This window comes from Catenulispora sp. EB89 (assembly GCF_041261445.1).
Taxonomy (GTDB): domain Bacteria; phylum Actinomycetota; class Actinomycetes; order Streptomycetales; family Catenulisporaceae; genus Catenulispora.
The window spans coordinates 50,320-68,260 of record NZ_JBGCCU010000025.1; the positions used below are offsets into that span (position 1 = coordinate 50,320).

Annotated in this window: 15 protein-coding genes; 12 read left to right on the forward strand and 3 right to left on the reverse strand. The window is 70.3% G+C overall.

Annotated elements, in window-relative coordinates; translation table 11 throughout:
* Nucleotides 1–4: 4 nt before the first annotated feature.
* A complete protein-coding gene (locus ABH920_RS38420) occupies nt 5–457 on the reverse strand; it encodes a succinate dehydrogenase hydrophobic membrane anchor subunit (RefSeq protein ID WP_194912089.1) in 453 nt (150 codons plus the stop codon).
* An 8-nt stretch (nt 458–465) separates the two neighbouring features.
* Complete coding sequence (sdhC, locus tag ABH920_RS38425; protein ID WP_370354216.1) at nt 466–864, reverse strand: succinate dehydrogenase, cytochrome b556 subunit; 399 nt, start codon at nt 862–864, stop codon at nt 466–468.
* Between the two features lie 372 nt (nt 865–1,236).
* Between sdhC and ABH920_RS38430 the strand changes: the two genes are divergently transcribed.
* From ABH920_RS38430 to ABH920_RS38450, 5 genes are all read left to right on the forward strand, one after another.
* Nucleotides 1,237–2,487, forward strand: a complete 1,251-nt coding sequence (locus ABH920_RS38430) for a cytochrome P450 (protein WP_370354217.1) — start codon at nt 1,237–1,239, stop codon at nt 2,485–2,487.
* A 205-nt stretch (nt 2,488–2,692) separates the two neighbouring features.
* Nucleotides 2,693–4,276, forward strand: coding sequence for a methylmalonyl-CoA mutase (locus ABH920_RS38435; RefSeq protein WP_370354218.1), 1,584 nt, complete (start codon nt 2,693–2,695; stop codon nt 4,274–4,276).
* Nucleotides 4,277–4,457: 181 nt separating this feature from the next.
* A complete protein-coding gene (locus ABH920_RS38440; protein ID WP_370354219.1) occupies nt 4,458–5,078 on the forward strand; it encodes a SigE family RNA polymerase sigma factor in 621 nt (206 codons plus the stop codon).
* The gene (locus tag ABH920_RS38445) at nt 5,075–5,998 is read left to right on the forward strand and encodes a hypothetical protein (protein WP_370354220.1); all 924 of its coding nucleotides are present in this window, start codon (nt 5,075–5,077) and stop codon (nt 5,996–5,998) included. Before ABH920_RS38440 ends, ABH920_RS38445 begins: the two co-directional genes overlap by 4 nt.
* Before the next feature lie 193 nt (nt 5,999–6,191).
* Nucleotides 6,192–7,646, forward strand: a complete 1,455-nt coding sequence (locus tag ABH920_RS38450; protein WP_370354221.1) for a N,N-dimethylformamidase beta subunit family domain-containing protein — start codon at nt 6,192–6,194, stop codon at nt 7,644–7,646.
* A gap of 21 nt (nt 7,647–7,667) precedes the next feature.
* Here the strand turns inward: ABH920_RS38450 and ABH920_RS38455 are convergent, their stop codons facing one another.
* Entirely contained in the window at nt 7,668–8,753 is a 1,086-nt protein-coding gene (locus ABH920_RS38455; RefSeq protein WP_370354222.1) for a N,N-dimethylformamidase beta subunit family domain-containing protein, read from the reverse strand.
* A 166-nt stretch (nt 8,754–8,919) separates the two neighbouring features.
* Here ABH920_RS38455 and ABH920_RS38460 point away from each other — a divergent pair, with 166 nt between their 5' ends.
* The 7 genes from ABH920_RS38460 to ABH920_RS38490 all read left to right on the forward strand — a co-directional run bounded on the left by ABH920_RS38460 (nt 8,920) and on the right by ABH920_RS38490 (nt 17,900).
* On the forward strand, nt 8,920–10,161 hold the full coding sequence (locus ABH920_RS38460) for an amidohydrolase (RefSeq protein ID WP_370354223.1): 1,242 nt from the start codon (nt 8,920–8,922) through the stop codon (nt 10,159–10,161).
* 425 nt (nt 10,162–10,586) lie between these two features.
* A complete protein-coding gene (locus ABH920_RS38465) occupies nt 10,587–11,738 on the forward strand; it encodes a BMP family protein (RefSeq protein ID WP_370354224.1) in 1,152 nt (383 codons plus the stop codon).
* A 31-nt stretch (nt 11,739–11,769) separates the two neighbouring features.
* Entirely contained in the window at nt 11,770–13,584 is a 1,815-nt protein-coding gene (locus tag ABH920_RS38470) for an ABC transporter ATP-binding protein (RefSeq protein WP_370354225.1), read from the forward strand.
* Nucleotides 13,577–14,812, forward strand: coding sequence for an ABC transporter permease (locus tag ABH920_RS38475; RefSeq protein ID WP_370354226.1), 1,236 nt, complete (start codon nt 13,577–13,579; stop codon nt 14,810–14,812). Before ABH920_RS38470 ends, ABH920_RS38475 begins: the two co-directional genes overlap by 8 nt.
* A gap of 64 nt (nt 14,813–14,876) precedes the next feature.
* Nucleotides 14,877–16,181 carry an ABC transporter permease gene (locus tag ABH920_RS38480; RefSeq protein WP_370354227.1) on the forward strand — a complete coding sequence of 435 codons (1,305 nt, stop codon included), beginning with the start codon at nt 14,877–14,879 and terminating at the stop codon, nt 16,179–16,181.
* 17 nt (nt 16,182–16,198) lie between these two features.
* Nucleotides 16,199–16,600, forward strand: a complete 402-nt coding sequence (locus ABH920_RS38485; RefSeq protein WP_370354229.1) for a cytidine deaminase — start codon at nt 16,199–16,201, stop codon at nt 16,598–16,600.
* Nucleotides 16,601–16,610: 10 nt separating this feature from the next.
* Entirely contained in the window at nt 16,611–17,900 is a 1,290-nt protein-coding gene (locus ABH920_RS38490) for a thymidine phosphorylase (RefSeq protein ID WP_370354230.1), read from the forward strand.
* Nucleotides 17,901–17,941 lie beyond the last annotated feature (41 nt).

A 17,941-nucleotide genomic window follows, 5' to 3' on the forward strand; every position in this document is an offset into this window, starting at 1 on the left:
GCGCCTAGCCCTTGATGCTCGGGTCGAACGTGAAGATGACCAGGGTGCCGAGGAAGATCGTCAGCACGGAGGCCGTGTACAGCAGGCCCTTGAGGATCGCGCGGGTGCGGTCCTTGTCGGCGTAGTCGTTGATGACCGTGCGCATGCCGTTGGTGCCGTGGATCATCGCCAGCCACAGCTGGAGCAGGTCCCAGAACTGCCACCACGGCGAGGCCCAGCGGCCGGCGACGAAGGCGAAGCCGATCTTCTCCACGCCGCCGTCGGTGACCATCATGATGAACAGGTGGCCCAGGACCAGGAAGACCAGCAGGACCCCGGAGGCCCGCATGAACAGCCAGGAGTAGAGCTCGAAGTTGCCCCGGGTGACCTTGCCCGGGCCCTTGCGGCTGCGGAAGCGCTGGGAGCGGCCGGGGTTGCCGGTGCGCGGCGGCTCGAGAGCGACGTGAGAGGAGGACATGAGACCGGTCACCACCCGAACCACTCGTGGAAGGTGTGCTGCATCATCGGCTCCAGGAAGCCGAGCATCAGCACCGCCCACAGACCGACGACGACCCAGAGCAGCTGGCGCTGGTACTTCGGCCCCTTGCTCCAGAAGTCGATGGCGATGATCCGCAGGCCGTTGAAGGCGTGGAACATGACGGCGCCGACCAGGCCGACCTCGAGGATGTTCACCACGGGGTTCTTGTACGTGCCGATGACCTGGTTGTACGTGTGCGGACTGACGCGGACCAGCGCCGTGTCGAGCACGTGTGCGAACAGGAAGAAGAACAGGAGGACGCCGGTGACGCGTTGCGCGACCCAGCTCCACATGCCTTCCCGGCCGCGGTAGAGGGTGCCCTTGGCGCCCTGAGCTCCGCTTGCCATGCCCAGCCTCTCAGGTGGTGAAGTAGCTGACGAGACGGCTACCGATACCGTGCGCAGCAGTCATGACGTGCGGACAGGCTTCGATGCCAGCGGTCATGCTAACGATCATCAAGTGGACAAAACGGACTCGCAAGCCGAGTGTGACCAACTCCTCAGGGCTCGGACGCCGAATGGGTTGTGTTAGCCCTTGTGAGGGATTTGCCAACGTTTTCGTTGGCTTAAATACGTCGCGGATCCGCCGCGAGTGCGCAGGTTGCGGGCCGGTAACGAGCGCGGGCGCGATGGGTATTGCGGAAACTAGAACACGTTATTACGGTGCCCCTACACCGGAAGCTGACAACCCGTCAGACGACTCGGCCGGGAGGCGCTCGCATGTCCGTCACGACCAAGCCCGCGATCCCGGTGAACCGGGACTTCACCGATCCGGACCTGTACGAGGAGCGGATGCCGTTCGAGGAGTTCGCCGAGCTGCGGCGGACCGCGCGGCTGTGGTGGTGCGCCACCCCGGACTCCCAGCAGCCGTTCGGCGACGACGGGTACTGGGTGGCCTCGCGCCACGCCGACGTCAAGTACGTCTCCACCCACCCGGAGCTGTTCGCCTCCTCGCCGAACACCGCCCTGGTGCGCTTCGGACCCCGCGTGACGCGCGAAGACCTGGACATGCAGAAGGTCATCATGCTGAACGCCGACGCGCCGGACCACACCAAGATGCGCAACATCGTCCAGCGCGGGTTCACCCCGCGCTCGATCAACGCGCTGGAGTCGGTGCTGAAGGAGCGCACACGCCGGATCGTCGCCGAGGCGGCGGAGCGGGGGAGCGGGAACTTCGTCACGGACCTGGCCAGTGAGCTGCCGCTGCAGGCGATCGCCGACCTGATCGGGGTGCCGCAGGAGGACCGCTGGAAGCTGTTCGAGTGGTCGAACACGATGACCGGCTACGACGACCCGGATCTGAACGTCAGCGAGGAGGACGGCAAGAACGCCTCCATCGAGCTGCTGGTGTACGCGATGGAGCTGGCGGCGAAGCGGCGGGAGCACCCCGAGGACGACATCGTCACCAAGCTCATCCAGGCCGACCGCGGCGACGGGTTCGGGAAGCTGAACGACGACGAGTTCGGCTTCTTCGTGATGATGCTGGTGGTGGCCGGCAACGAGACCACGCGGAACGCGATCACGCACGGGATGCAGGCGTTCTTCGACAACCCCGCGCAGTGGGAGCTCTATAAGAAGGAGCGGCCCAAGACCGCCGCGGACGAGATCGTCCGGTGGGCGACGCCGATCATCTCCTTCCAGCGCACCGCCGTGGCTGACACCCTGGTCGGGGACGTCGAGGTCAAGGCCGGGCAGCGGGTGGTGATGCTGTACTCCTCGGCGAACTACGACGAGAGCGTGATCTCCGCGCCGCACACGTTCGACATCTCCCGCGACCCCAACCCGCACCTCGGGTTCGGGGGCGGCGGGCCGCACTACTGCCTGGGCGCGAACCTGGCGAAGATGGAGATCAACCTGATGTTCGAGGCGCTGGCCGAGCTGGCGCCGGGGCTGGCTTCGGACGGCGATGTGCGACGGCTGCGGTCGGCGTGGATCAACGGGATCAAGGCGCTGCCGGTGCGGTACGTCTGACGCGGTGGTTCTGAAGGCGGTACGTCTGAAGGCTGGGGTCGGTAGGGGTACCGCCGGCGGCGCGGGGCTGGTGGCATTGGGGTGCAATCGGCGGGTGACGTGTGCTTCAGGCCTCCGTTGGTGCGCTGTAGGTGTACCGAATAACCTGCGGTCAGGAGGCCGCGTTCCCTCGCCGCGAGCCCCGTAGCCGTTAGGAGCGCCGAAGGTGTCATCGCTGAGCGAGTCCGGCCTGCCGATCGAGCCCGTGTACGGCCCGTCCGCGCTGAGCGGCTGGGACCCGGCCGCCAAGCTGGGGGAGCCGGGCGCCTTCCCGTTCACCCGCGGGGTGTACCCGACGATGTACACCGGCAAGCCGTGGACGATGCGCCAGTACGCCGGCTTCGGCACCGCGGCGGAGTCCAACCGGCGCTACCACCAGCTGATCGACGCCGGGACCATGGGCCTGTCGGTGGCCTTCGACCTGCCGACCCAGATGGGCTACGACTCCGACGAGGCGATCGCGGCCGGCGAGGTGGGCAAGGTCGGCGTGGCGATCGACTCGGTCGAGGACATGCGGGTGCTGTTCGACGACATCCCCCTCGGCGAGGTCTCCACGTCGATGACGATCAACGCCCCGGGCGCGGTCCTGCTGCTGATGTACCAGCTGGTCGGCGAGGAGCAGGGGGTGCCGTCGGCCCGGCTGACCGGCACCATCCAGAACGACATCCTGAAGGAGTACATCGCCCGCGGGACGTACATCTTCCCGCCGAAGCCGTCCCTGCGCCTGGTGTCGAACGTCTTCCAGTACTGCCACCGCGAAGTCCCGAAGTGGAACACCATCTCCATCAGCGGCTACCACATGGCCGAGGCGGGGGCGACGCCCGCGCAGGAGATCGCCTTCACCCTCGCGAACGGCATCGAGTACGTCCGCGCGGCGGTGGCGTCGGGCCTGGACGTCGACGACTTCGCGCCCCGCCTGTCGTTCTTCTTCGTGGCCCGCACAACGCTGCTGGAGGAGATCGCCAAGTTCCGCGCGGCCCGCCGCATCTGGTCCCGCGTGATGCGCGACGAGTTCGGCGCCAAGAACCCGAAGTCGCAGATGCTGCGCTTCCACACACAGACGGCCGGCGTGCAGCTCATGGCGCAGCAGCCGGAGGTCAACCTGGTGCGCGTGGCGCTCCAGGGCCTCGGCGCCGTGCTCGGCGGCACGCAGTCACTGCACACGAACTCGTTCGACGAGGCCATCGCCCTGCCGACGGAGAAGGCGGCCCGGCTGGCGCTGCGGACGCAGCAGGTGATCGCGTACGAGTCGGACGTCACGAAGACGGTGGACCCCTTCGCGGGCTCGTACGCCATCGAGGCCATGACCGACGAAGTCGAGACCGCGGCGCTGGAACTGATGGCACGCGTCGAGGACTACGGCGGCGCGGTCGCGGGCATCGAGGCCGGCTTCCAGAAGCAGGAGATCGAGCGCTCGGCGTACCAGATCACGCAGGAGATCGACAGCGGGAAGCGCACGGTCGTCGGCGTGAACAAGTACACGATCGACGTCGAGGAACCCTACGAACCACTCCGTGTGAACCCCGCGATCGAGGCCCAGCAGGCGGAGCGCCTCGCGAAGCTGCGCGCCGAGCGCGACAACGCGGCGGTGTCGAAGGCGCTGGATGCGATGAAGCGCGCTGCGGGGACGGATGCGGAGAACGTGCTGTACCCGATGCGGGAGGCTCTGGCCGCTCGGGCTACCGGCGGCGAGGTGAGCCACGCGCTGCGGGAGGTTTGGGGGACTTTTGTGCCGGCGGATGCTTTCTAGGGCTTTCGCTTGAGCTCGGACCGGACGGGACCTTCAACGGGGAGAACGGTCCCGCGACCGGCTGTCGCTCGCTGAGATCGAGGCCCTTGCGGTCTCCAAGATCACCCTGCCCGCCCTTCCGCTACCCTCGGGCAACCCCGCCACGCGCTTCGTGCTCTAGGTAGGGCGGAAGGGGGTCGCGATGCGACGAAGTGCGATCGCGGGGGCCGGGGCCGATGGCGGCGCCGGGGATGCGGGGGTGGGCGCCGTGGCCGAGGCTGAGGCCGACCTCGATGCCGAGTTCCAGGCGTACATGGCGGCGCGGTGGCCGGTGTTGGTGCGGACCGCTTTTCTCCTGACCGGGGATCGGTTTCTGGCGGAGGACCTGGCGCAGACGGCCTTGACCCGCGTCTACGCGTCGTGGCGGCGGGTGCGGCGGGCTGATGACGTCGACGCGTACGTGCGGCGGGTGCTGGTCAACGCGAATACGGGGCGCTTCCGGAAGCGGCGGGTCGCCGAGCACCTGGTGGCCGTGCCGCTCGACGGGCGCTCGCATACCCCGCACGAGCCGATCGCGCAGCGGTCCGCGCTGATGGCGGCGCTGGCCGAGCTGCCCGCGCGGCAGCGGGCGGTCGTGGTGCTGCGGTACTGGGAGGACCTCTCGGAACGCGACGTCGCCTCGGTGATGGGGTGCTCGGTCGGGACCGTCAAGAGTCAGGCCTCGAAGGCGCTCGCCCGGCTGCGGGCCAGTGCGGTGCTGGTCGATCGCGACTTCCATCGCGACTCCACCGTGGAGGAATCCGGAAGGAAGGAACCGGAATGAGTGACCAGTCAGAGTACGAACACAGGCACGACCACCCGTACGCCGACCTGCACGACGCCTTCGGCGCCGAGGTCGCCGGCCTCGACATCGGCGCCACCCCGGTCGGCGCGGTGATGAGGGGCGGCGCGGCGTTGCGCGCGCGGCGGCGCCTTACCGCGGTCTCGGGAGTGGCGGCGCTCGCCGTGCTGCCGGTCGCCGCGGTGACGATCTTCGCCGGCGGCAGCGGGGCGGGAGCCGGGCCTGGGACGTTGAAGCCGGCGGCCACCACCAACAGCACCGGCCCTGATCAGGCCGAATCCTCGGCCCCGGCCGTCACCAAGACCCCGACCCGGAGCCCCAGCGCGTCGATCACCCTCCCCCAACTGACCCGGAGCATCGGCGCCCCGAACCCCGACGACCTCTTCACCGTCGTCGCCAGCGGCACCATCGACGGCAAGCAGTGGCGCCTGGTGCGCGACCTGTTCGTGGTCTCCAAGAGCCAGTCGTTGATGTTGGGCCTCGGCAGCCACCTGCCGATCTCCGAGCAGGGCAAGGCCGGCACCACCACCTGCGACTACACCGGCTTGCAGTGGGGCGGCAACCCGCCTGGATCGCAGCCCGACTTCGACGCCGGCGGTCAGTGCGGCGGCGACGTCGAGTCCCAGCGCGGGCCGCTGTCGTCCGGCATGGTCTCGCATTCCAGCGGTCTCGCGCTGTGGTCGTTCATCGGCCGCGTCGACTCCACGAAGGTGGCCTCGATGGCCGTCACCATCGGCGGCCACACCACCGCCCGGCAGTCGATCGTCCCGGTCCCGGGCGAGAACGACGGCTACTACGTCGTCCTGTTGCCGGCGCTCAGTGACCAGGACCAGCAGGCCATGAAGTACTACACGACGTACGACGCCGGCGGTCACGTCGTGGACCACATCCAGTTCGGCTGACCGACGTCCGGCGGAAGCGCCGTCGCGCCGGACACCCCGACCGACATGCAAGGCGCGGTCTCAGGCCAACTCGACTGACCTGAGACCGCGACTACCATGGTCGCAGATCTGCGCACACAGATCCGGTATAGCCACAGATAAGCGCGTTCCGCGCCAGCTCCACCATCGATCGGCGGCGTCAATGGGTGTCAACATGGGGATCGGCAAGTACGGCCGACGTGTCGCGGCGAAAGCCAAGCGCGAGGTCACCGGCATGTTCCGGGCCAAGCCGTACGATCCCCGGCACCCGCTCCCGCCGACCCGCGACATCGCTCCCGCCGAGCACGTCGGCGCCGCCGGGGAGCCCGTCTGGTCGCCGAAGTCCGGCGGCACCTGCGCCAGCAGCGACGTCGAGGGCCGCATCCGCGTCTACGCCTCGGCCAACAGTGTGAACCGCGGCACCGGCATCGACTTCATGGTGTCGGTGAACCCCCCGCAGCGCTTCACCGTCGAGGTGTTCCGGGTCGGCGCCGAGGATGTCAGCGTCCTGAAGACCGAGGCGCTCGACGGCGCGCCCCAGCCGTGGTCCTCGCTCGACCTCACCACCCGCACCATCACCTGCGACTGGACCCCGACCTGGCACCTCGACGTGCCGGCCGGCTGGCGCAGCGGGATCCACGTCGCGAAGCTCCGCACCGACGACGGCCTGCAGACGTGCGTCCCGTTCGTGGTGCGCGACGACGCGGGGAGCCACGACATCCTCGTGGGGCTGCCCTTCCCGACGTACCAGGCGTACAACGAGTACCCCAAGGACAAGAAGACCGGCGCGAGCCTGTACTACGCCTGGGAAGACGGCAAGATCTACACCGAGGGCAAGGCCGCGACGAAGGTCAGCTTCGAGCGGCCGTACCACGTCACCGGGCTGCCGGCGAACTTCGACCTGGACACGTCGTTCGCCAAGTGGGTCGAAACGTGGGCCGACGCGCACGGCAAGACCGTCGGGTACGCCGACAGCGCCGACCTGCACGACGGCACCGTGGACCCGACGCGTTACCAGGCCCTGATCTTCCCCGGGCACGACGAGTACTGGTCGGCGCCGATGCGCGACGCGCTCGACAAGGCGCTCGCGAACGGGGCGAACGTCGCGTTCCTCGCCGCGAACAACGTGTACTGGCGGATCCGGCTGGAGGACGGCGGCCGGACCGTCGTCTGCTACAAGAACCGGCCCGACCCCGGCGCCGCCTCGGCGAACGAGCGGACCGCGCAGTGGCGGCAGACCGGGCGTCCGGAGCAGGCGGTGCTCGGCTCGCAGTACGTGTCGACGCTGAAGGGCACGGCGCCGCTGGTCGTGGACAACGCCGGGCACTGGTTCTGGGCCGGGACGGGGGTTCGGAACGGCGAGCAGATCCCCGAGCTGCTGTGGGGGGAGTGCGACCAGGTGCAGCCGTGGGTGCAGAGCCCTGATGGCGTCGAGATCCTGGCCGCCTCGCCGTACACCGGGCAGGGGCAGCCGCGGGTGCAGCACACCGTGCTGCACCGGACGCCGGCCGGGGGACTGGTCTTCGACGGCGGCACGTTCCATTGGGCGAAAGGCTTGTCAGCGCACGGGATCGCGGACTCGCGGATCCAGCGTGCGACGGCGAACCTGCTGGAGCGCATGCTGGGCTGACGGCCCGAGCACGGCCGCTGTTCAGTAATGAACCAGGATTCTGTTGTCGCGGCCGTCGGGCCCGGGCGCGAAGTCGATGGAAGGCGGCGGAACGCCTTCGAGGCCGCCGACATCCGTGCCGGACAGCGCTGCCCTGGCGATGGCGGCGCGCATCCGGAGCGACCACAGATCGGCGCGCAGCAGGACCTTGCGATAGGCGCCCGGATCGACGAGGCCGGCGTGCAGATCCAGGCTGGTCGCGAAGTCGGTGCCGGTCAGCGGCTCGACGAACGCGGCGTCGGCGGCGAACCCGCCGGGCAGGCCGTTGCCCGCGAAGGGACGGTCGAACGACAGCGCCCGCGCGCGGCGCACATCCGCGACCGGCCACGGGTTCGCGGCGGTGTACGCGGCGAACGGGAGCACCACGAGCGTCGGGAAGCCGGCGGCCAGCGGCCCGCGCACGACGAAGGGCACATAGGCGCTGCGGCCGCGCATCGCGACGACGGACAGGAGCGGCGCGTCGACGGTGAAGCGCGCGACGTAGAGGCCCGGCGGCCAGGACTCGGGGATGTCGAGGAGGAGCGAGGGTTCCCAGTCGCACCAGGTGAGGGGGATGCCTACGTCGCCGGGCACGCCTGCGGCGGCTTGTGGGGCGCCAGGAGAATGAGGGGCGCCGCCGAATCCGCCGCCTGCTGCTTCGGCCGCGGCTGCGTCCCGCGCCGAACCGCGCTCGCCGCCGAACTCATCGCCGGCCGGCCAGGCACCGCCGCCCTCCGAACCACGCTCGCGATCGAATCCGCCGCCTGCTGCTTCGGCCGCAGCCGCGTCCCGCGCCGAACCCTGCCCACCGCCGAATCCGCCGCCAGCCCCCACTCCCGCGACTCGCACCCACGCCACCGCCGCCCCGTCCTGGTCCTCCCCGACGAACCGCACCGCCGGCGTCGGCACCGCCGTCCCGATCCGGCGCACGGCGACCGAGCACGCGGCGGCGCTGGGGACCGAGACGCGGAACTCCATCGTGCCGCCGGCGGGGGCGCTGGGGGCCGAGGCGTAGGCCTGGATCGCGCGGCGGGTTCCGGGCAGGGGGTGCCTGGGGTGCGGGAGTCGGGCGGGCCTGCGGGTCTTCACAATCCGTCACCCTGACATGACCAGGTCGGAGAAATGCTGTCCTACCCATGTGGGCCATGAGTCAATCCTCCTATCGGGTCAGAAAGTCGCGATCTTCTTCACCCGATCAGCGCATCATTTGACCGACTGGCCCCACAGTCCGGTGCCCGGGGCCTACCCTTGGGCAATGGACCAGGCTCACGAAGTGCCGGTCGCCAGCGACTCGGCTCCGGTTTCGGATCAGTACACGCACGTCCTCGACGTCGCCGGGCACCTCGTGCCCGAGCTGGTCCTCTTCCGCCGGGATCTGCACGCCAACCCCGAGCTGAGCCGTGCCGAGTTCCGTACCACCGCCGCCATCGCCGCGCGGCTGGAGCGGGCCGGGCTCGCCCCGCGGGTGCGCGGGGTGGGGACCGGGCTGGTCTGCGACATCGTGCCCGCCGGCGCCGAGAAGCTGCCGTTCCTGGCGTTCCGGGCCGACATCGACGCGCTGCCGATCGAGGAGAGCAACGAGCTCGACTTCCGCTCGCGGGTGCCCGGGGTGATGCACGCCTGCGGCCACGACGTGCACACCGCCGTGGTGCTCGGCGCCGGGCTGACGCTGGCCGAGCTGGCCCGCGAGGGCCGGCTGGCGCGGCCGGTGCGGCTGATCTTCCAGCCCGCCGAGGAGGTCATGCCCGGCGGCGCGCTGGACATGGTGGCCGACGGCGCGCTCTACGGGGTCAGCAAGATCCTGTCCGTGCACTGCGATCCGAAGCTGGACGCCGGCCAGGTCGGCCTGCGCACCGGCGCGCTGACCGCGGCCTGCGACCTGGTCTCGCTGACCCTGGACGGCCCCGGCGGCCACACCTCCCGGCCGCACCTGACCGCCGACCTGGTCTACGCGCTGGCCTCGATCGTGGCCGAGGTGCCGGCGGCGCTGTCCCGGCGCATCGACCCGCGGGCCGGCCTGTCGCTGGTCTGGGGCCAGATCGCGGCCGGCAGCGCGCCGAACGCGATCCCCGGCCACGGCTCGGCCCGGGGCACCATCCGCACCCTGGACCAGGACGCCTGGAACCAGGCCCCGGACGTGGTGCACGAGCTCATCGACGCGATCGCCGCGAAGTTCGGCGTCAAGCACACCCTGGACTACGTGCAGGGCGTGCCGCCGGTGGTGAACGAGGCCGAGTCGGTCGCGCTGCTGCGCACGGCCGCCGCCCGGGCCCTCGGCGGCGAGGCGGTCCGCACCACCCCGCAGTCGCTCGGCGGCGAGGACTTCGCCTGGTACCTGCAGCGGGTGCCCGGCGCGATGGCCCGGCTCGGCGTGCGCACCCCCGGCGACAAGGCCGTGCGCGATCTGCATCAGGGGACGTTCCTGGCCGACGAGGGTGCGATCGCGGCCGGCGTCCGGATGCTCGCCACCGCCGCGCTGTGCGACTGGATCAGCTGACCGCCGAACGTCGATCTAGGCGCTGACTTCTGACCGCCGACCGCCGACCGCCGACCGCCCACCGCGGTCAGTCGCCGATCGCGCAGACCGTCAGGCGAACACAGAACAACGCGGGCCTGACGGAAGCTCAACGCCCACGTGGCCCGAAAACACCCCGCTGACACCACGATGACCGGATAGCGACCACGCCTTTGCGCTGAATGCGCATTTCGCGGCGCTTCGCCGGTCCTTGGTGCGTGCGCCCCGTAATCCCCCGGCGGCGTCGTGCGATCATGCCAAAAAGTTCGCACGTTCCGGGATCACAGGTGTATTGCGATGTGGCCCCGCAAGCGCTGAACTGACTGACCAATAGGTACGCCCTGCTTAGTCTGTCTACCGTCGTCCACATCGTGGCTGTGTTTTCGAAAACTTCTGGAGGGGGAGCCGTGCGCACCACCAACATGACCAGGATCGCCGCCACCGCCGCCGTGGTGGCCCTGGCCGCCGCGGGCTGCGGCTCGAAGTCGACCGCCTCGTCGGGCTCGTCGAGCTCGTCCGGGTCCTCGACCTCGGCGTCGTCCTCGTCCACGTCGTCGTCCGGCGGCTCCGCCTCGAACGCCAACTTCCAGGCGTGCATGGTGACCGACACCGGCGGCATCGACGACCGCTCGTTCAACGCCTCGGCCTGGAAGGGCATGCAGGACGCGCAGTCCGACGGCAAGGCCAAGGTCAAGTACGTGCAGTCGGCCACCGAGAACGACTACGTCACGAACATCACCAGCCTCGAGGCGCAGAACTGCAACCTGATCGTCACCGTCGGCGGCCTGATGGCCGACGCGACCGACAGCCAGGCCGCGGCCAAGCCCAGCCAGAACTTCGCGATCGTCGACAACAGCTCGGCGGACACCAAGACCAACAAGCCGGTGCCGAACGTGCACGGCATGGAGTTCAACACCGCGCAGGGCGGCTTCCTGGCCGGCTACCTGGCGGCCGCGTCCTCCAAGTCCGGTGTGGTGGCCACCTGGGGCGGCCTGAACATCCCGCCGGTGACCATCTACATGGACGGCTTCTGGGAAGGCGTCCAGTACTACAACACCGCGAAGAGCAAGAGCGTCAAGGTCCTGGGCTGGGACGAGACCAACCCCAGCAGCGGCACCTTCTCGAACTCCTTCACGGACACCAACAAGGGCAAGTCCATCACCGACGGCTTCATCAACCAGGGCGCCGACATCATCTTCCCGGTCGCCGGCGGCGCCGGGCGCGGCGCGACCGCCTCGGCCAAGGGCGGCAAGGCGAAGGTCATCTGGGTCGACACCGACGGCTGCGTCTCGGACAGCGAGGACTGCTCGGTGTTCCTGGCCTCGGTGACCAAGGGCATCGAGAACGCGGTGAAGAAGACCGTCGAGGACGCCGCGGCCGGCAACTTCAAGGGCGGCACCCAGGACGTCCTGGACCTGTCCGACGGCGGCACCGACCTGGTCTACGGCCAGCAGCTGGGCTCCTCGATCCCGTCCGACCTGCAGACCGAGATCACGAACCTGAAGGCGCAGATCACCAGCGGCGCGATCAAGATCAAGTCGCCGTCCCAGCCGAAGTAAGCAAAACCCTTTCGAGAAGCGATCAACATCGATGCGACTGGAACTCCGTGGCATCACCAAGACGTTCGGGTCGGTGGCGGCGAACTCCGCCATCGACCTGATCGTCGAACCCGGTGAGATCCACTGCCTGCTGGGCGAGAACGGGGCCGGAAAATCGACCCTGATGAACATCCTCTACGGTCTGCTCACCCCGGATTCCGGACAGATCGTGGTGGATGGGGAGACGCGCGAGTTCACGTCGCCCGGTGACGCGATCGCCGCCGGGATCGGCATGGTGCACCAGCACTTCATGCTGGTCCCGGTGTTCACCGTCGCCGACAACCTGATGCTCGGCCACGAGGAGGCGCGCGGCGGGCTGTTCGGCTGGCTGGACCGCCGCAAGGCCAGGGCCGACGTGTTGGAGGTCTCGGCGCGCTACGGCCTGCCGGTGGACCCCGACGCGGTGGTCGAGGACCTGCCGGTGGGGGTGCAGCAGCGGGTCGAGATCGTCAAGGCCCTGATGCGCGACGCCCAGGTGCTGATCCTCGACGAGCCCACCGCGGTGCTCACCCCGCAGGAGACCGAGGAGCTGTTCACGGTCATGCGGGGGCTGAAGGCGGCCGGCAAGTCCGTCGTGTTCATCACCCACAAGCTCAACGAGGTCCGGGCGATCGCCGACCGGATCACGGTGATCCGGCGCGGCGCGGTGGTCGGCAGCGCCGAGCCCACGGCCACCGCGCGCGAGCTGGCCTCGCTCATGGTCGGCCGCGACGTGCGGCTGGTCGTGGAGAAGGAGCCGCGCGAGGCCGGCGAGGTCGCGCTGAGTGTGCAGAACCTGAACGTGATGGACGACCGCGGCTTCCTGGCCGTCGACGACGTGTCCTTCGACCTGCACGCCGGGGAGATCCTCGGCGTCGCCGGCGTCCAGGGCAACGGCCAGACCGAGCTCGTCGAGGCGATCACGGGCCTGCGGGCCGCGACCGGCTCCGCCGAGCTGTTCGGCCGGCAGCTGGTCGGCGCCTCGCCGCGTTCGGTGCTGCGCCAGGGCCTCGGACACGTCCCGGAGGACCGCCAGCACGACGGCCTGGTCCCGGACTTCTCCATCGCCGAGAACCTGGTGCTGGACCAGTACGACACCGAGCCCTTCGGAGGCCTGTTCCGGCTGGACCTGGAGGCGATCGAGAAGAACGGCGCCGAGCGGCTCGCCGAGTTCGACATCCGCGCCGAGTCCGAGCGGACCCCGGCCGGCGCGCTGTCCGGCGGCAACCAGCAGAAGGTGGTCGTGGCCCGCGCGCTCCAGCGCGATCCCAGCCTGCTGATCGCCTCGCAGCCGACCCGCGGCGTCGACGTCGGCGCGATGGAGTTCATCCACAAGCGGATCGTCGAGCAGCGCGACGCCGGCAAGGCGGTGCTGATCGTGTCCACCGAGCTGGACGAGATCACCGCGCTGGCGGACCGGATCGCGGTGATGTACCGGGGCCGGATCGTCGGGATCGTGCCGCCGGACACCACGAACGAGGAGCTGGGCCTGCTGATGGCCGGCGGGTCGGCGGAGGACGACGCGACCGCGGTGTCGGCGCCGGTCGACGCTGTTCCGGCGGCTCGGGAGCCGTTGGACGACGTGGCCGACGAGCCCGCGACCGAGGAAGCCGAGCCGGCCGAGGAAGCCGAGCCGGCCGTGGAAGCCGCGGAAGCCGCCGAGTCCGAGCCGATCGCCGCCACGGAGACCGAGCCGGCCGCCGAAGCCGAGCCTGAGTCCGAGTCCGAGGCCGCTGAGCAAACCGCGACCGCGAAGACTGAGGCCGCGAAGACCGCGACCGCGAAGACCGAGGCCGCCGAAGAGAGCAGTGAGAGCGCCGATGAGTGACCGGCTGAAGCGAACACTCGCCGCCATCGGCTCGGCGAACAGCGTCACCGTGACCGCGCTGGCCTTCGTGCTGTCGGTGGTGATCGGCGGGATCCTGATGATCCTGTCCGACCAGCACCTGCTGTCCGAGTGGGGCTACGTCTTCAGCAGGAACTGGAGCGACGCGCCGACCGACTCCTGGCGCAAGGTCGCCAGCGGCTACACCGCGATGTTCCACGGCGCGGTCTACGACCCGCACGCCAAGCAGGCGCTGCGGCCGATCGAGAACACGATCGTCGAGGCCACCCCGCTGGTCTTCGCGGGCCTGGCGGTCGCGCTGCCGTTCCGCGCCGGCCTGTTCAACATCGGGGGCCAGAGCCAGCTGATCGTCGGCGCGATCTTCGCGACCTGGGTCGGCTTCACGGTCTCGGCCCCGATGCCGCTGACCGTCCTGCTGGTGGTCCTGGCCGGCATCGTCGGCGGTGCCCTGGTCGGCGGCCTGACCGGTCTGCTCAAGGCCCGGTTCGGCGCGCACGAGGTGATCAGCTCGATCATGCTGAACAACATCGCGCTCGGCGTGCTGGCCTGGGTGATCAAGACCAAGGCGTTCCACGACCCGAGCCGCCAGGACGCGATCAGCAAGCCGGTCAAGAACTCCGCGCTGCTGCCCGCGATCTCCGGCAGCAGCCCCGAGCTGAACCTCTCGACGGTGCTGGCGATCCTGGCCGTGCTGCTGGTCTGGTGGCTGCTGACCCGCTCCACCCTCGGTTTCCGGCTGCGCGCCCTGGGCTCGAACCCGGACGCCGCGCGCACCGCGGGCATCGCGGTCTCGCGCAACCAGGTGTACGCGATGCTGCTGGCCGGCGCCCTGATGGGGCTGGTCGGGGTGACTCAGATCAGCGGCACGCTGTCGGCCTCGCACGCGATGACCAACTCCCTGGACAACGGCTTCGGCTTCACCGGCATCACGGTGGCGCTGCTGGGCCGCGGCAAGCCGGTCGGCGTGGCGCTGGCGGCGCTGCTGTTCGGCGCGCTGACCGCGGGCGGCGTGGCCATGGAGGCCGCGACGACGCCCACCATCCCGCACGACGTGGGCACCGTGGTGCAGGCTGTGATCGTGGTCTTCGTCGCCGCTCCCATGCTGGTGAAGGAGATCTTCCGGCTGCGCGAGGTCCGCCGCGAGGGCACCGGCGCCGCCCCGTCGGTCGCGCCGGCCACGGCGGTCGACTCCCCGGCGGAGGCGGTGTGATGCGCGCTCTGTCGACGTACGTTCCCCAATCGGCCCAGGGGGCCTCGAAGGTGGAGGGCTCCTGATGGCCGTAGCGACGATCGCCCCGGCACCGGCCGTGGTGGCCGGCGGCACCGAGGCCGACGCCCGGCGGTACTCCGCCGGCGTCACGCAGATCATCATGGGCCTGGTCACGCTGTTCGGCTTCGGCCTGGGCACCCGCACCGCGCACGGCGGTAGCACCACCTTCGGCTTGACCCTGGTCTCCAAGCAGGGCACGCACGTCCCGGACTGGGTGTTCCCGGCCCGGCCGGTGATCGTGGCGCTGGCCGTGGTCGTCATCGCGGTCGGCGTGGCCCGGCTGGCGCTCCAGCTGCCGCGGCGCTGGCGGCTGATCGGGACCTCGGCGGTCCTGTTCTGCTTCACCTTCGCGTTCATGGCCTGGAGCGCCGCGGACCCCAAGGGCGGCGAGCGGCTGGTCATCCCGTCCGTGCTGGACTCGATGGTGATCGCGGCGGTGCCGCTGGTGCTCGGCGCGCTCGGCGGGGTGATCGGCGAGCGCTCCGGCGTGGTCAACGTGGCGATCGAGGGCCAGCTGCTGTTCGGCGGCTTCATGACCGCGCTGGTCGGCACGGCCGCGCACAGCCTGTGGATCGGCGTGCTCGCCGGGGTGCTGGCCGGCGCGCTGATGGGCCTGCTGCTCGCGGTGCTGGCCATCCGGTACCTGATCGAGCAGGTCGTGCTCGGCGTGGTGCTGAACCTGCTGGCGCTGGGCGTCACCGGGTTCCTGTTCAAGTCGCTGATGCAGACGAACCAGAACTCGTACAACAACCTGACGCCGTTCACCACGGTCCGGATTCCGGGCCTGGCCTCGCTGTGGGTCCTCGGCCCGGTGCTGTTCGACCAGCCGCTGATCGTCTACATCACGGTGTTCCTGGTGGTGGCGGTGCACGTGGGTCTGTTCCACACCCGGTGGGGCCTGCGGACCCGGGCGGTCGGCGAGCACCCGGCCGCCGCCGACACCGTCGGTATCAAGGTGCTGCGTCTGCGCTACCGCAACGTGGCGCTCGGCGGCGCGCTGGCCGGGCTGGGCGGGGCGTGGCTGGTCGGCAACGTCGGCAACTTCACCGAGTCGATGACCAACGGCAAGGGCTTCATCGCGCTGGCCGCGGTGATCTTCGGACGCTGGTCGCCGTTCGGGGCGCTGGCCGCGGCGGCGTTGTTCGGCTTCACCGACGCGCTGGCCAGCCAGACCTCGTCGCTGCAGCTGCCGATCCCCTCGGACCTGCTGACCACGCTGCCGTACGTGGCGACGCTGTTCGCGGTGGCCGGTCTGATCGGCCGGGTGCGGGCTCCCGCGGCCGACGGTAAGCCGTACATCAAGGGCTGAGAGCTAACCTGATCACCATGGAGATCGACTGGGCCGCCCTGCGCACCGCGGCGCGAGAGGCGATGGCGCACGCGTACGTGCCGTACTCGAAGTTCCCGGTGGGCGCGGCGGCCCTGGTCGAGGACGGCCGGATCGTCAGCGGCTGCAACGTGGAGAACGCCTCGTACGGCCTGACGCTGTGCGCCGAGTGCGGGCTGGTGTCCGCGCTGCACGCCTCCGGCGGCGGCCGCCTGGTCGCCTTCGCCTGCGTCGACGGCGCGGGCGCGGCCCTGATGCCCTGCGGCCGCTGCCGCCAGCTGCTCTTCGAGTTCGGCGGCGCGGCGCTGCGGGTGGATCTGGGCCCTGACACCGCTCCGACGACGATGGCGGAGCTCCTGCCCCGCGCTTTCGGCCCGGACAATCTCAGCAATCACAGCTAGGGAACAGCTCATGGACGCCATCACCGTCATCCGCGCCAAGCGCGACCGTGCGGAGCTCACCGACGGGCAGATCGACTGGATCCTCGCCGCCTACACCGACGGCCGGGTGGCCGACGAGCAGATGGCCGCGCTGGCGATGGCGATCCTGCTGAACGGCATGAACCGGCGCGAGATCGCGCGCTGGACGCAGGCGATGATCTCCTCCGGCGAGCGCATGGACTTCTCCGCGCTCGCCCGGCCGACCGTGGACAAGCACTCCACCGGCGGCGTCGGCGACAAGATCACGCTGCCGCTGGCCCCGCTGGTGGCCGCGTGCGGCGCGGCGGTCCCGCAGCTGTCCGGCCGGGGCCTGGGCCACACCGGCGGCACCCTGGACAAGCTGGAGTCGATCCCCGGCTGGCGGGCGTCGCTGTCGAACGAGGAGATGCTGGCGGTCCTGGCCGACGCCGGCGCGGTGGTCTGCGCGGCCGGCGACGGCCTGGCCCCGGCCGACCGGAAGCTGTACGCGCTGCGCGACGTCACCGGGACCGTCGAGTCGATCCCGCTGATCGCGTCCTCGATCATGTCCAAGAAGATCGCCGAGGGCACCAGCGCCCTGGTGCTGGACGTGAAGTGCGGCAGCGGCGCGTTCATGAAGGACTTCGCGAACGCCCGCGAGCTGGCCGAGACCATGGTGGCGCTCGGCACCGACCACGGCGTCGCGACCACCGCGCTGATCACCGCGATGGACAACCCGCTGGGCCGCACCGCGGGCAACGCGCTGGAGGTGCGCGAGTCGGTCGAAGTTCTGTCCGGCGGCGGCCCGGCGGACGTCAGGGAACTGACACTGGCGCTGGCCCGCGAGATGCTGGCCGCGGCCGGCCTGGACGCCGTGGACCCGGCGGACAAGCTCGACGACGGCTCGGCCCTGGACTCCTGGAAGCGCATGATCCGCGCCCAGGGCGGCGACCCCGACGCCGACCTGCCGGTGGCGAAGGAGACCCACGTGGTCACCGCCGACGCCGACGGCGTCCTGGTCGGCATGGACTCCTTCAAGGTCGGCGTGGCCGCCTGGCGCCTCGGCGCGGGCCGCGCCCGCAAGGAGGACGCCGTGCAGGCCGGCGCCGGCGTGCAGTGGCACGTGGTGCCCGGCGACGCGGTGCGGGCGGGACAGCCGTTGTTCACGTTGCACACCGACACTCCGGAGACGTTCGACACCGCGCTGGAAAGCCTGGCGGGCGCTTGCGATTTCGCCGCTCCGGGGACGGAGTTCACGCGGTCGCCGCTTGTTTTGGACCGAGTCGCCGCTTCGAACCGGTAGTGACTCCGCCTACGGCGGACGCCGCAGGCTTCTCCCGCCGT